At 63.3% G+C, this 14,236-nt stretch carries 13 protein-coding genes; 11 read left to right on the forward strand and 2 right to left on the reverse strand.

Going from position 1 to position 14,236, the window contains the following annotated elements:
- Positions 1 to 29 precede the first annotated feature (29 nt).
- The 6 genes from tsaE to trxA all read left to right on the forward strand — a co-directional run bounded on the left by tsaE (position 30) and on the right by trxA (position 8,864).
- Complete coding sequence (tsaE, locus tag AC5SSZ_RS21655) at positions 30 to 506, forward strand: tRNA (adenosine(37)-N6)-threonylcarbamoyltransferase complex ATPase subunit type 1 TsaE (RefSeq protein ID WP_495440011.1); 477 nt, start codon at positions 30 to 32, stop codon at positions 504 to 506.
- On the forward strand, positions 503 to 1,498 hold the full coding sequence (locus tag AC5SSZ_RS21660; RefSeq protein ID WP_495440012.1) for an aminoglycoside phosphotransferase family protein: 996 nt from the start codon (positions 503 to 505) through the stop codon (positions 1,496 to 1,498). The genes tsaE and AC5SSZ_RS21660 overlap by 4 nt, the downstream gene beginning before the upstream one ends.
- Positions 1,498 to 2,193 carry a nucleotidyltransferase family protein gene (locus AC5SSZ_RS21665; protein WP_495440015.1) on the forward strand — a complete coding sequence of 232 codons (696 nt, stop codon included), beginning with the start codon at positions 1,498 to 1,500 and terminating at the stop codon, positions 2,191 to 2,193. The genes AC5SSZ_RS21660 and AC5SSZ_RS21665 overlap by 1 nt, the downstream gene beginning before the upstream one ends.
- A complete protein-coding gene (gene addB, locus AC5SSZ_RS21670) occupies positions 2,186 to 5,122 on the forward strand; it encodes a double-strand break repair protein AddB (protein ID WP_495440353.1) in 2,937 nt (978 codons plus the stop codon). The genes AC5SSZ_RS21665 and addB overlap by 8 nt, the downstream gene beginning before the upstream one ends.
- Positions 5,119 to 8,481 (forward strand): double-strand break repair helicase AddA, encoded by a 3,363-nt coding sequence (addA, locus tag AC5SSZ_RS21675; protein WP_495440017.1) that lies wholly within the window; start codon positions 5,119 to 5,121, stop codon positions 8,479 to 8,481. Before addB ends, addA begins: the two co-directional genes overlap by 4 nt.
- Before the next feature lie 62 nt (positions 8,482 to 8,543).
- Positions 8,544 to 8,864 (forward strand): thioredoxin, encoded by a 321-nt coding sequence (gene trxA, locus AC5SSZ_RS21680; protein WP_065272019.1) that lies wholly within the window; start codon positions 8,544 to 8,546, stop codon positions 8,862 to 8,864.
- A 94-nt stretch (positions 8,865 to 8,958) separates the two neighbouring features.
- Here trxA and AC5SSZ_RS21685 read toward each other — a convergent pair whose 3' ends face one another.
- Positions 8,959 to 9,618 (reverse strand): dimethylsulfonioproprionate lyase family protein, encoded by a 660-nt coding sequence (locus AC5SSZ_RS21685; RefSeq protein ID WP_274830006.1) that lies wholly within the window; start codon positions 9,616 to 9,618, stop codon positions 8,959 to 8,961.
- Between the two features lie 180 nt (positions 9,619 to 9,798).
- Here AC5SSZ_RS21685 and AC5SSZ_RS21690 point away from each other — a divergent pair, with 180 nt between their 5' ends.
- A complete protein-coding gene (locus AC5SSZ_RS21690) occupies positions 9,799 to 10,143 on the forward strand; it encodes a Lin0512 family protein (protein ID WP_274833194.1) in 345 nt (114 codons plus the stop codon).
- Positions 10,143 to 10,508 (forward strand): Lin0512 family protein, encoded by a 366-nt coding sequence (locus AC5SSZ_RS21695; protein ID WP_274830004.1) that lies wholly within the window; start codon positions 10,143 to 10,145, stop codon positions 10,506 to 10,508. The genes AC5SSZ_RS21690 and AC5SSZ_RS21695 overlap by 1 nt, the downstream gene beginning before the upstream one ends.
- Positions 10,509 to 10,586: 78 nt before the next feature.
- Here AC5SSZ_RS21695 and AC5SSZ_RS21700 read toward each other — a convergent pair whose 3' ends face one another.
- A complete protein-coding gene (locus tag AC5SSZ_RS21700) occupies positions 10,587 to 10,781 on the reverse strand; it encodes a DUF1127 domain-containing protein (protein ID WP_065272015.1) in 195 nt (64 codons plus the stop codon).
- 484 nt (positions 10,782 to 11,265) lie between these two features.
- Between AC5SSZ_RS21700 and hslV the strand changes: the two genes are divergently transcribed.
- The 3 genes from hslV to hslU are packed head-to-tail and all read left to right on the forward strand — an operon-like array spanning position 11,266 to position 14,228.
- On the forward strand, positions 11,266 to 11,829 hold the full coding sequence (gene hslV / locus AC5SSZ_RS21705) for an ATP-dependent protease subunit HslV (protein WP_065272014.1): 564 nt from the start codon (positions 11,266 to 11,268) through the stop codon (positions 11,827 to 11,829).
- A 1-nt stretch (position 11,830) separates the two neighbouring features.
- The gene (locus AC5SSZ_RS21710; protein WP_274833193.1) at positions 11,831 to 12,901 is read left to right on the forward strand and encodes a hypothetical protein; all 1,071 of its coding nucleotides are present in this window, start codon (positions 11,831 to 11,833) and stop codon (positions 12,899 to 12,901) included.
- Positions 12,902 to 12,914: 13 nt separating this feature from the next.
- Positions 12,915 to 14,228 carry an ATP-dependent protease ATPase subunit HslU gene (hslU, locus tag AC5SSZ_RS21715; RefSeq protein ID WP_065272012.1) on the forward strand — a complete coding sequence of 438 codons (1,314 nt, stop codon included), beginning with the start codon at positions 12,915 to 12,917 and terminating at the stop codon, positions 14,226 to 14,228.
- The last annotated feature ends 8 nt before the right edge of the window (positions 14,229 to 14,236 follow it).

The raw sequence follows: 14,236 nt of genomic DNA on the forward strand, positions 1-14,236 counted from the left end.
CGCATGACGCCTGACGCCATTGTGGCGCCATGATCAAAAGTCCTCATTCCTGCAGTCTGGCTTCGGCCGAAAATACCGCCGATCTGGCACAGAAAATCGCCGGGGCCCTCTGCCCGGGCGATTGCCTGCTTCTGGAAGGCCCCATCGGCGCCGGCAAGACGCATTTCGCCCGCCACCTGATCCAGTCGTTGCAGGACATCCCCGAAGATGTCCCCTCTCCCACCTTCACGCTGGTCCAGACCTACGAGGTCCCGGCGGGTGAGCTGTGGCATGCGGATCTTTACCGCCTGTCGTCGCTTGATGAGGTCGAAGAACTGGGGCTGCTCGCCGCCTTTGACACCGCGATCACCCTGGTCGAATGGCCCGACCGACTGGAGGAGCTGGCGCCGCAGCACGCATTGCACCTGACGTTTGCACTGGACCCCGATAGCGAAGATGCCCGTCTGCTGACCCTGCGGTGGAGCGATGACAGATGGCAGCCCCTGATGGAGCAAGTTTTTTCATGACAGACCGAACAGAGCTGATCTCCGCCTTTTTGTCGGGCGCCGGATACGGCAGCTGGGAACGCTGCCCGTTGGCCGGCGATGCCTCGATGCGCCGCTATGAACGGCTGATCGGCCCACACGGCGGCACCGTGGTGCTGATGGATGCCCCGGCAGAGAAGGGCGAGGATATCCGTCCCTTCGTTCAGATCGCCGAATACCTGCACGAACAGGGCGTCAGCGCGCCGGAAATTCTGGCTGAGGACGCAGAACACGGCTTCCTGCTGATTGAGGACCTCGGCGACGGGCTGTTCAGCAGCGTGATCGAACAGGACCCCGGACAGGAAATGTCCCTCTACCGGGCCGCAACCGATCTTCTGATTGCGCTGCATCAGGCGCCGCTGCCCGATCTGGAGCCGCTTGGTCCGCGTGTCATGGCTGAAATGGCCAGCCTTGTGATGACAACCTACCGAAGCGGCATCACCGGGCAGGAGGACAGCGTGCTGACCAGCCGGTTCGAAGATCAGTTCGAAGACATTCTGCGCCACAGCGTCAAGGGCGACGCCGTCTTTGTGCACCGGGATTTTCATGCCCAGAACCTGCTGTGGTTGCCGGATCGGGACGGGATCGCCCGCGTCGGCGTCATCGATTTTCAGGACGCCCGCACCGGTCATCCGGCCTATGATCTGGTCTCGCTCCTGCAGGACGCCCGCCGCGATGTGCCCGCCGGGGTCGAGATGCAGATGATCGATCACTACATTGAGGTCACCGGTGTCGATCCCTCCGGGTTCCGCACCGCCTATACGGTGATCGGCGTGCAGCGAAACCTGCGTATCCTAGGCATTTTTGCGCGGCTGTCGCAGGAAGGCGGCAAGCCGCAGTATCTGGATCTGATCCCGCGCGTCTGGGGCCATGTCATGCGCGGGTTGGAGCACCCCGCCCTTGCGCCTCTGGCGGATTGGCTGCGCAGTGATCTACCCCCACCCAGCCCCGAAAACCTGGACAGGCTGCGATAATGGCGGCGCTATCCCCCGAAGCCGTAATGATCTACGCGGCCGGCTTTGGCACCCGGATGAAGGCGCTGACCCGGGATCTGCCGAAACCGATGATCCCGGTTGCCGGGCGACCCCTGATCGACCACACGCTGGATCTGGCCCACGCGGTGCAGCCCGCGCGGATCGTGGTCAACACCCACTACAAGGCAGAGATCCTGCAGGAGCACCTGAAACCGCAGGGCGTTCTGATCAGCGACGAACAGCCGGAGATCCTGGATACCGGCGGCGGTCTACGCCATGCGCTGCCCCTTCTGGGAGATGGTCCCGTTTACACCTCGAACTCCGATGCGATCTGGGCCGGGCCGAACCCGTTTGAAATGCTGCGCGCGGCCTGGGATCCCGCGCAGATGGATGGCCTCATGCTCTGCGTACCGCTGGTGCACGCTGTGGGGCGGCAGGGCGGCGGTGATTTCTCGGCCGACGCGGCGGGGCGCATTTCATGGGGCGGCGATCTGGTATGGGGCGGTGTGCAGATCCTCAAGACAGACGGATTGCAGAGCATCAACGAGACCGCCTTTTCCACCCGCCTGCTATGGAACCCGATGATCGAGGAAAAACGGCTGTACGCCCTCGAATATCCCGGCCACTGGTGCGATGTGGGACACCCCGAAGGCATCACCCTGGCGGAGCAATTGCTGGCACATGACGATGTTTGAACCACAGGACAAACCGCGCCTGTTCGCCCTGCCCTGCGGTGTCGATTTCCCTCGGGCGCTAGTGAACGGCCTGATCGCGCGCAGCGCTGGCCTCCCGCCCGAGGCGCTGGCCCGCGCCGAGGTGATCGTCAACACCGCCCGCATGCAGCGCCGGGTGCGCGACCTGTTTGACGCCGGCCCCACCCTGCTGCTGCCACGCCTGTCGCTGCTGACCGATCTGGCACAGCGCGCCACCCTGCACGGCCTGCCGCCTGCCCTGCCCTCGCTCAGGCGCCGGTTGGAGCTGTCTCAGCTGATCGCGAAACTGCTGGACGCGCAACCGGATCTTGCCGCGCGGGCCTCGCTTTTTGATCTCTCCGACAGTCTGGCGGCGTTGATCGACGAAATGCAGGGCGAAGGCGTCAGCACCGACACCATCCGCAACCTTGATGTCTCGGACATGTCCGGGCATTGGGCGCGCGCGCAGGCCTTCATCGGGATCGCAGATGATTTTGTTGACCGCCACGACGATGCCATGGACAAGGAAGCCCGCCAGCGGCAGGTGGTTCTGAACCTGATCGACCAGTGGCAGAGCGCACCGCCGCAACACCCGGTGATCCTGGCCGGCTCTACCGGCTCGCGCGGTACCACGCTGATGCTGATGGAAGCCATCGCCCGCCTGCCGCAGGGCGCGGTGATCCTGCCGGGGTTCGATTTTGACCAACCCGATCACGTCTGGTCCGGCCTTGATGATCCGCTGATCTCCGAAGACCACCCGCAGTACCGGTTCTACCGGCTGATGAAGGATCTGGAGCTCACGCCGCGTGACGTGGAGCCCTGGACAGATGAAACCCCGCCCTTTCCGGCCCGCAACCGGCTGGTGTCACTGGCGCTGCGGCCTGCCCCTGTCACCGACGCCTGGATGAGCGAAGGACCTCAACTGACCGATATCGATCGCGCTGCCGAGACCATCACCCTTGTCGAAGCGCCAAGCCCCAGATCCGAGGCGCTCACCATCGCTTTGCGTCTGCGGCAGGCCGCCGAGGATGGCCAGACCGCGGCGCTGATCACCCCCGACCGGATGCTGACGCGGCAGGTGTCGGCGGCGCTGGACCGCTGGGACATCCTGCCGGATGATTCCGCCGGTCAGCCGCTGCAACTGTCTCCGCCGGGCCGTTTCCTGCGCCACGTGGCCGAGCTGTTCTGCCACGTGCTGACGCCGGACATGCTGCTGACGCTGCTGAAACACCCGCTGACCCACGACGGGCCAGAGGCTGCGCGCGGCGAACACCTGCGCCATACCCGCGATTTCGAACTCGAGCTGCGCCGCAATGGCCCGCCCTTCCCCGATGCAGACAGTTTTGCCGCCTTTGGCGCCACGCGCGATCTGATCCCCGGATGGCTCGACTGGCTGACGACACAATTTGCCGATCAGGTCACCCCGGGCAACCTGTCCCTGACGGATTGGATCACCCGCCTGCGCGCCCGCGCCGAAGGCATTGCCTCTGGCAGTCAGCTGGGCGGCAGCGGCACGCTCTGGGACAAGAAAGCCGGCCAGAAGGCGCTGAAGGTGATCACCGATCTGGAAGAGAACGCGCAATTCGGCGGCGAGATGAGCGCCCGCGACTTTGCCGATCTTCTGGGCGCGCTGCTGGCGCAGGAAGAGGTGCGCGACCGCGATGCGCCCTATGGGTCGATCATGATCTGGGGTACGCTAGAGGCCCGTGTTCAAGGCGCCGATCTGGTCATTCTGGCCGGTCTCAACGAGGGTAGCTGGCCCGAGGCCGCCAGCCCCGATCCCTGGCTGAACCGCCAGTTGCGCAATCAGGCCGGGCTGTTGCTGCCCGAACGCCGTATCGGTCTCTCTGCGCATGACTTCCAGCAGGCCGTGGCCGCGCCTGAAGTCTGGTTGACCCGTGCCAAACGCTCGGAAGAGGCAGATACCGTACCCTCGCGCTGGCTCAACCGGATGATGAACCTGTTGCGCGGCCTGCCGGAACAAGGCGGGCGAGCCGCGCTGGAAGCAATGCGCGCCCGCGGGCAGACATGGCTGGATTGGTCAACGGCGCTGGAGGTCCCGCTGCCAAGCGAACCTGCCAGCCGCCCTGCCCCGCGCCCGCCAGTTGCCGCCCGTCCGCGACAGCTGTCGGTCACGGAAATCCCCCGCCTCATCCGCGACCCTTATGCGGTTTACGCCAAACATGTGCTGCGCCTGAAACCGCTGAACCCGTTGATGCGGGAACCCGATGCGCTGCTGCGCGGGATCGTGGTGCACAAGGTGTTCGAGGATTACATCCGCGACAGCAGTGACAACCCGGAGCTGCTGACCCCGGAAGAACTGATCGCGCGCACCCGCAGCCAGTTGCAGGCAGAGGTCCCCTGGCCCGTCGCCCGCAGCCTGTGGCTGGCGCGCATTGCCCGCATCGCCGAAAGCTTTGTCGCGGGGGAACAGACCCGCCGCGCCGCTGCGCGCCCCTCTGGGTTTGAAATCAGCGGAGGAGTTCGCCTTGCGCCGCTGGATTTCCAGATCACCGGACAGGCCGACCGGATCGACGTCGATGAACGCGGTTGTCTGCATATCTTTGACTACAAGACCGGCGATCCACCGACTGACAAACAGCAGCGCGCCTTTGACAAACAGCTGCTGATCGAAGCCGCCATGGCCGAACAGGGCGCCTTTGAAAACTTCGGCGCCGCACAGGTGGAACGAGCCGTTTTCATCGGTCTGAAATCCCCGATCAAGGAAGTGCCCGCGCCGCTGGCGGATGAACCCCCGGCCAAGGTCTGGGCTGAGCTGAAGAAACTGATCGAAGCCTATTTCGACCCTGATCAGGGCTATAGTAGCCGTCGCATGGTGCACCGGGACGATTTTGCCGGCGACTACGATCATCTGGCGCGCTTTGGCGAATGGGACCGCAGCGACATGCCAAAGCCGGAGGATCTGACATGACCGCCCCCCGCGATGCAGCATCTGAGGCGCAGTTTCGCGCCGCGCGGCCCGATGCCTCGACTTGGCTGGCGGCCAATGCCGGATCGGGCAAGACCAAGGTGCTGACCGACCGGGTGGCGCGGCTGTTGCTGAAAGGCGTGCAGCCGCAGCACATCCTGTGCCTGACCTATACCAAGGCCGCCGCCAGCGAGATGCAGAACCGGCTGTTCCAGCGGCTGGGTGAATGGGCGATGCTGGGCGATGACAGCCTCAGCGCAGCGCTGGAGGATCTGGGCGCAGGCGACGTGGCCCGGGGCGAGGGGCTGGCGCAGGCGCGCACGCTCTTTGCCCGCGCGATTGAAACGCCGGGTGGCCTCAAGATCCAGACGATCCACTCTTTCTGTTCCTCGCTGTTGCGGCGTTTCCCGCTGGAGGCTGGCGTCAGCCCGCAATTCGCCGAAATGGAAGACCGCGCCGCCACACTGTTGCGCGCTGAAATCGTCGAGGATATCGCCAACGGCCCGGAGGCGCATCTGGTCGAGGCGCTGGCCCGGCATGTTGCAGGCAGCGATTTTGACGATCTGACCGCTGCCATCTGCCAGCGCCGCGCCGAATTTGCCCAGCCTCTGGACCGCGCGGGTCTGCTGAAACTGTTCGACCTGCCCGAAGGGTTTGACGCTGCCGCGCTGGAGGCGTTGGTGTTTCTGGGTGGAGAAAATGAGCTGCTGAGCCGCACCCGCGATATGCTGGCAACCGGTGGCACCAACGACCAGAAAGCTGCCGCGAAACTCGCCGGGATCGACACACCGAAGATGGCCGATCTGCCCATGTTAGAGTCGGTTTTTCTGACTGGCGCCGGCGCCAAGGCGCCCTTTACGGCCAAGGTCGGCAGCTTTCCGACCAAGAAGTTGCAAAAGGACAACCCCGATCTGATGGATCGGCTGGAGCCCTTCATGCTGCGGGTCGAGGACGCCCGTGCCAAACGGCTGGCGCTGGCAGCGGCGCAGAAATCTGAGGACCTGCACGCCTTTGCCTCCGTGTTCCTGCCGGAATACGAGCGGCGCAAACAGCTGCGCGGCTGGCTCGACTTTGATGATCTGATCCTCAAGGCGCGGCTGCTGCTGAACGATCCGGCGGTGGCGGCCTGGGTGCTCTATCGGCTGGATGGCGGCATCGATCACATCCTGGTGGACGAAGCGCAGGACACCAGCCCGGTGCAATGGGACGTGATCGAAAAACTGGCGCAGGAATTCACATCAGGGATCGGCGCGCGGTCGGATGTAGAGCGCACGATCTTTGTGGTCGGCGACAAGAAACAATCGATCTATTCCTTTCAGGGCGCCGACCCGGATGCCTTTGACCGCATGCAGGAAGAATTCGGTCGCCGTCTGGCCGAAACCGGCGCGGCGCTTCAGAATGCGGCGCTGGAGTTTTCCTTCCGCTCCTCTGCGGCGATCTTGCGGCTGGTCGATCTGGTTTTCAAGGACAGCCCCCGCGCCGGCTTTCACAAGGACGCGTTGCACCGCGCTTTCAAATCCGATCTGCCGGGGCGCGTGGACCTCTGGCCTGCGGTGGAAAAGCTGGATGATGAGGAAGACCGCGACTGGACCGATCCGGTGGACCGGCCGGGCGCCCGTCATCATACGGTGATTCTAGCCGAACGTATCGCCCGCGAGATCAAGCGGATGATCGACGACAAGGTCACAATCCCCGAGGACGGCCCGACCCGCGGCACCTTTCAGCGCCGCCCGGTACATGCCGGGGATTTCCTGATCCTGGTGCAGCGCCGGTCCGAGCTGTTTTCCGAAATCATCCGCGCCTGCAAGGCCGCTCGCCTGCCTATCGCGGGTGCCGACCGGCTGAAGGTCGGCGCCGAATTGGCGGTCAAGGATATCGCCGCGCTGCTGTCGTTTCTGGCGACGCCCGAGGATAGCCTGTCGCTGGCCGCCGCGCTCAAATCACCGCTTTTTGGCTGGTCGGAACAGATGCTGTTCGACCTTGCCCACCGGCGCAAAGGCGGTAGCCATCTGTGGGCAGCGCTGCGTGATCGGGCCACGGAATATCCCGAAACGATGGAAATGATCGACGATCTGCGCAGCCAGACCGATTTCCTGCGCCCCTATGATCTGATTGAGCGGATCCTGACCCGTCACAGGGGCCGCCAGCGCCTGCTGGGCCGCCTTGGCCCAGAGGCAGAGGACGGAATCAACGCGCTCCTGTCCCAAGCGCTGGCCTATGAACGCACCGATATTCCCAGCCTTACCGGGTTTCTTGTCTGGATGCAGACCGACGATCTTGAGATCAAGCGCCAGATGGGCGCCGCCGGTGATATGATCCGGGTGATGTCGGTGCATGGCTCCAAGGGGCTGGAGGCGCCGATCGTGATCCTGCCAGATACCGCCAAACGCAAGCCGCCAAGCGATGCCGAGATCATCGTGGCCGAAGGCGCGCCGCTGTGGCGCGTGCCCAAGGATCAGATGCCCGCCGCCATGCTCACCGCGCGCGAGGCCGCGCAGGAGAAACAGCAGAACGAAAGACTGCGCCTATTGTATGTGGCACTAACGCGGGCAGAGAAGTGGCTGATCGTCGCCAGTGCCGGGGAGCTGTCGAAAGAGGGTGACAGCTGGTACCAGATGGTCGAACGGGCTCTGAATGACGGCGGCGCCGCCGAAACGGACCTGCCCGGTGGGCCGGGCCTACGGCTGCAGCATGGCGATTGGGACGGGCTGGAGTTTGTCGCCCACGACGCCCCCGAGCCAAAGAAAGTGACACTGCCACAGGTCTTTACACAGCCTGCCCCGGCCTATGTCGCGCCGGAACCGACGCTCAGCCCATCGGATCTGGGCGGCGCCAAGGCGCTGCTTGGCGATCAGGGTCTGGACGAGGAGGCTGCCAAGGCGCGCGGCACCAACCTGCACTTGCTGCTGGAACATCTGCCCGCACAGCCAGAGGACCGCTGGCCGGATCTGGCCCGGGCGCTGCTGGCGGGATGCGAGGACCAAGGGGAACTGTTGGAGGAGGCAAGCGCTGTATTGCGCAATCCCGATCTCGCGCATGTCTTTGCCCCCGGCACCCTGTCCGAAGTGGCCGTGACGGCCGATCTGGATGGCATCCGCCTGCACGGGGTGATCGACCGGCTGATCGTGGAATCTGACCGGGTTCTGGCGGTGGATTTCAAATCAAACGCAACCGTTCCGCAATCGGTAAGCGAATGTCCCGACGGGCTGCTGCGGCAAATGGGCGCCTATGCGCTGGCGCTGGGGCGGATCTACCCCGGCAAAACCATCGAAACGGCGCTGATATGGACCCGCAATGCAACCCTGATGCCCCTGCCGCACGAAGTTGTGACGCGGGCCTTCCAGCGTCACGGGGAACCTTGACGAGTCCTTAAGCCCTACCTAGGTTCAGCATCCAGTTGCCACTCATCTCAGGAGACATTTCCATGTCCACCGTAGCCGTCACCGACGAAACCTTTGACGCCGAAGTCAAGAACTCCTCCGTTCCCGTTGTCGTAGACTTCTGGGCCGAATGGTGCGGCCCCTGCAAGCAGATCGGCCCCGCTCTGGAAGAGCTGGCAGCCGAATACGGCGACAAGGTAAAGATCGCCAAGGTCGACGTTGACAGCAACCCGAACGCTGCTGCCGCCATGGGTGTGCGCGGTATTCCGGCGCTGTTCATCTTCAAGGACGGTCAGGTTGTCTCCAACCGCGCCGGCGCCGCACCCAAGGCTGCGCTGCAAAGCTGGATCAACGAAAGCATCTGATCCGCTTGGATCTGAAGCGAGAGTTTTTAAAGGGCGCCACCGGGGCGCCCTTTTTCGTGTGGGCCTGCAATAAAACCCGTCCGGTGATCTGCGCCTATTTGGGTGCGCGCGTGAACACCATCTTCTGGTTGGCTAGTTTCTCCTGATCGCCAACCCAAGCGTAGCAGAGCAGCGACGGGTTATGATCCGCCACGGTGATGCGGTGCAACTGTCCCGGCGGGTTGAAGATCAGCGACCCCGGCGCATAGACCCCCTGATCATTCTCCGACACGGCGCCAGAGAGACAGATATAGCTCTCCGAGATGCCATCATGGGAATGGGCCGGATAGGTGCAGCCTGGCGCGAACAGGACAAGACCCAGGATCACCTCGTCGGTCATCACCGGGCCGGTGGGACCAGCCAGTTCGGCATAGGCATATTTGCGCTCCAACCCGCGGGGTACCTTTTCATAGCCGTATTGCCACACCAGATGCTGACGCACCGCCTCGATCGCGCGGATAAAGGCGCCGTGGCGTTCCTGCCGTCCGTTGTCGAGCGCCCGCTGCAGGTGCGCCGTCACGGGTTTATCAACGCTGGCACCGGCGCGAACCTCGGCATTGGATTTCAGAACCCGGCTGATGCGTTCACGGACCATGCGCTGATGGCTGCGGATCTTGACGCTGCCACCAGCAGGCAGGCGGCGGTAGAACTCATAGAAATCCCGCAGCAGATAATCCCACTCGGGGCTATCTTTCAGACGCGTGTGTTCTGTCATGTCGGCGCCCTCCTCTGACGGTTGCCCAGCTTGTCTCCGCATGCTGCGGTTCGCTCTAGCGCCACAGCGACGGGATGGAGTCGCAATTGCAGCTCCCGCAGGCACCGGACCCTGAAAGGCGCCCCTTTTCCTTGCCTCCGATCCCCGTCAAGGTGGCCGCAAACAGACAGGAGGACCGTCATGGCCAAAACGCGGGTACTGGTGGAATTCGGCATGGGCACATCCCTGCGCCGCGCCGATTACACCGAAGCGGCAAAACGCGCGATCAGGGATGCCCTGTGGCACAATTCGGTCAACATGGCCGAACTGTTCGATTTCCCGAAGGAAGCCATGATCATCGACGCCGAAATCGGGGTGCAGCAGCCGGACTCCGTGGATGCCGATGCGCTGAAGGAGATCTTTCCCTATGGCCGCCCTGACATCCGCATCACCAAAGGTGGTCTGGATATCGACAAACCGGGTGGCGGTAAGACGGTCATCGCCAATGCCGCCGTCTTTGTCTCTTTTGAAATGGAGGCGGTGTGATGACGGAGAAACGTATCATTCTGGAAATGGGCACCGGCAACGATCTTTATGGGCAGGACTACACCAAGGCGGCCCGGCGTGCGGTGCAGGATGCGCTGCATCATTCCTCGATTACCCTGTTTTCCGAACTGGGCATCGATCATTCCGAAATGCGGGTTGAGGTGACTATTGCCGTGCAAAAGCCCGAAGCGGTGGACTGTGATCTGGTGGCCGCCGATCTGCCGCGTGGCCGGGCAAAAGTGCGGGCCGTCTTCGGGGGGCTGGATGTGGCGGGTGTCGATGGAAAGGCGCCGCATGTCATCGCAACGGCTGCGGTCGAAGCCTGGTTGCCCGATCTGGCCGGACGCTACAGGTGGTCAGAATAAAAGCCCCCTGAAATGCACAAAGCCGTCCGGGTTCGGACGGCTTTGCTAGCTGTATAAGGTCATGTGAAGGTCTGCCTATCAGATCTTCGAGATGTCTTCGCGGGTCAGACCGATATCGGCCAGCTGGACGTCGGACAGACGGTACAGCGCACGGCGGGTGATGCGGGCTTCACGGGCTTCTGCGAAGGCAGCTTTTGCGTTCAGCACGGTGTCGACGATGCGGAGGACGGCAACCGCACCGAGGGGTGCATGGATATTTGCTGTTGTGGCCATTTTATGGGTCCTGTAACAAAACAACCGGCCCCATGCCGGTGTTAACGCCCATGTAGGAGAGGCGGGTGAGTCTCACAATTGCCCGTTTGACAGCCCCGATCTGCGCCTATTGCATAACAAATGATCAGTTTGTTAACGCCGTGATCCGCTCTTCTAATACAGTGCAAGGGGCGCATCAGCGGGTTTGATAACGGCCGCCGATCGGCGCATTTGCCCGGTGCCGAACGCCGATCCATCCTTTGGCATGCTTTGCCGTTTCATCGCCTGGCTTGCAATCATTTGATAACGCATGGTTTTGCCCTGCATCTCTCATAGTTTTCGGGTCAGGAACCCCGTCAACAGCCCCCTGCCCGCCAGATGGATCAACGCAAGTTGAAGGCTAGGCACGGCAATAGATTGGGCAAAGGCAGCCGCAGGTCAGATACCCGGTTGAGCAATAAGGACCCAACGCCCATATATGGCTGCAACAATACTGGAGGCATGCATGGCAGACGATCAATTCCCCGGCTGGCACGGGACCACCATTATCGGTGTCAAGAAAGACGGGCTTGTGGTGATTGCCGGTGATGGACAGGTGTCGCTGGGCCAGACCGTGATCAAGGGCAGCGCCCGCAAGGTTCGCCGCCTGTCCCCCGGCGGCTATGACGTGGTCGCGGGCTTTGCCGGCTCCACCGCAGATGCCTTTACCCTGCTGGAGCGGCTTGAGGCCAAGCTGGAAGCCACACCGGGCCAACTGGCGCGGGCCAGCGTCGAACTGGCCAAGGACTGGCGCACCGACAAATACCTGCAAAAGCTCGAAGCGATGCTGATCGTCAGCGATGGAACGGACCTTCTGGTCATCACTGGCGCCGGCGATGTGCTGGAGCCGGAACATGACGTGGCCGCCATCGGTTCGGGCGGTAATTTCGCCCTCGCGGCGGCCCGCGCGATGATGGACAGTGACAAATCGGCGGAAACCGTGGCCCGCGAATCCATGGCGATCGCCGCCGATATCTGCGTTTACACCAACGGCAGGCTGACCGTCGAAACCATCAGCCCGGAGAAATAGGGTGTCCGGCATCGACCGCGATGATCTGCGCGCCGCCGTGGGATCGGGCCTGCTGAGCGAGGCGCAGGCCGCCTCCTTGCTGGCGCTGGCCGACAGCCGCCGGGGCGCGCGTGAAAACCTAGCCGAAGGCGATGAACCGTTTGAGCTATTCAAGGGGTTCAACGAGATCTTCATCGTCATCGGGCTGCTGATCCTCGCCTCCGGATGGGCGGCGGTCACGGCAGCAATGCTGGCGGGCAGCCTGGGCGGCTATCAAAGCAAGACGGTCACCGCCGCGGTGATCGGCGCCGCGGTTCTGTGGGCACTGTCGGAATATTTCATCCGCCGCCGCCGCATGGTGGCGCCGGCCATTGCCCTGTCCGTGCTCTGGGCGGTGAATGCCGGGGCAGGGCTGTCGGCGCAGTTTTCCCAGCCCTTCATGATTGCCCAGACCGATTATTCCAGCATGCAGCTGCCCGTCGCGCTGACCACGGTCGCCATCGCCATCTACTGGCTGCGGTTCCGGGTACCCTTTGCCATGGCATTGATTGCACTCGGTATATTCGCCCTGGCACTGCTGATGGGGGCGATCCGCATGGGCACCCCCGCCAATATCGGCGATTTCTTCCTGCTGTCGGCCAGCGGTCCCTTCGCCTGGATCACGCTTTTGGTGGGCCTTGCGGTCTTTGTCGTGGCGATGGTCTTCGACATGAGCGATCCGCACCGGGTCACCCGGCGCTCGGCGCAGGGGTTCTGGCTGCACGTCGTCGCTGCCCCGGCGCTGGTCAATACCATCGCGCTCAGCCTGCTGGAAAACGGCAGCAGCGGCGCGCATCTGCTGCTGCTGGCAGTGCTGGTCGCCTTTGCCTTTGTTGCCATCGTGATCGACCGGCGGTCATTCCTGATTGCCGCGATCGGCTATAGCGTCACCCTGGCCGGAACGGTGTTCGACGGCGAAGGCGCCGCATCGACCATTCTGGTTCTGGGCGTGTTCCTTGTGGCGCTGGGGGCCTTCTGGACCCGCATCCGCGCCGCGCTTCTTTCACCCTTGTCCGGGCTGGTGCCGCTTCACCGGCTGCCGCCCTCTCATTGATACGGGAAATCCCATGACTGACCTGACACCCCGCGAAATCGTTTCCGAACTGGACCGGTTCATCATCGGCCAGAAAGACGCCAAACGCGCCGTCGCCGTCGCCCTGCGCAACCGCTGGCGGCGCAAGCAGCTGGGCGATGACCTGCGCGACGAGGTTTACCCCAAGAACATCCTGATGATCGGCCCCACCGGCGTCGGCAAGACGGAGATCAGCCGCCGTCTGGCGAAACTCGCCCGCGCGCCCTTTATCAAGGTCGAAGCCACCAAATTCACCGAGGTCGGCTATGTTGGCCGTGACGTCGAACAGATCATCCGCGATCTGGTGGACACCGCGATCATGCAGACCCGCGAATTCATGCGCGAAGACGTCAAGGCCAAGGCCCACAAGGCCGCCGAGGAGCGCGTCATCACCGCCATCGCCGGCACCGAGGCCCGCGACAGCACCCGCGAAGTGTTCCGCAAGAAACTGAAATCCGGCGAGCTGGACGACACCGTCATCGAACTGGAGGTCACCGATACCTCGAACCCGATGGGCGGCATGTTCGATATTCCCGGCCAGCCCGGCGGGGCCATGGGCGGCATGATGAACCTGGGCGATCTGTTCGGCAAAGCCATGGGCGGGCGCACCGTGAAGAAGCGCCTCACCGTCGCCGAAAGCTATGACGTGCTGATCGGGGAAGAGGCGGACAAGCTGCTGGACGACGAGACGGTCACCCGCGTTGCACTGGAATCGGTGGAGCAGAACGGCATCGTCTTCCTGGATGAGATCGACAAGGTCTGCGCCCGCTCCGATGCCCGTGGTGGCGACGTCAGCCGCGAAGGCGTGCAGCGCGATCTGCTGCCGCTGATCGAGGGCACCACCGTCAGCACCAAACACGGACCGGTCAAGACCGACCATATCCTGTTCATCGCCTCTGGCGCCTTCCACATCGCCAAACCGTCCGACTTGCTGCCCGAATTGCAGGGCCGTCTGCCGATCCGGGTCAACCTGCGCGCGCTGAGCGAGCAGGACTTCATCCGCATCCTGACCGAGACAGACAATGCGCTGACCCGTCAGTACACCGCCCTGATGGGCACCGAGGAGGTCGAGGTCACCTTTACCGAAGAGGGCATCGCGGCGCTGGCCAAAATCGCGGCCGAGGTGAACCAGTCGGTGGAAAACATCGGCGCGCGGCGGCTTTACACGGTGATGGAGCGGGTGTTCGAAGAGCTGTCCTTTACCGCGCCGGACCGGGGCGGCGAGGCTGTTGTGGTTGATGCCAAATTTGTCTCCAAGAACCTTGGTGAGCTGGGCGGCTCCAACGATCTGAGCCGCTACGTCCTGTAAACAACACC

It is taken from the genome of Phaeobacter sp. CC-HEC084 (genome assembly GCF_059429255.1).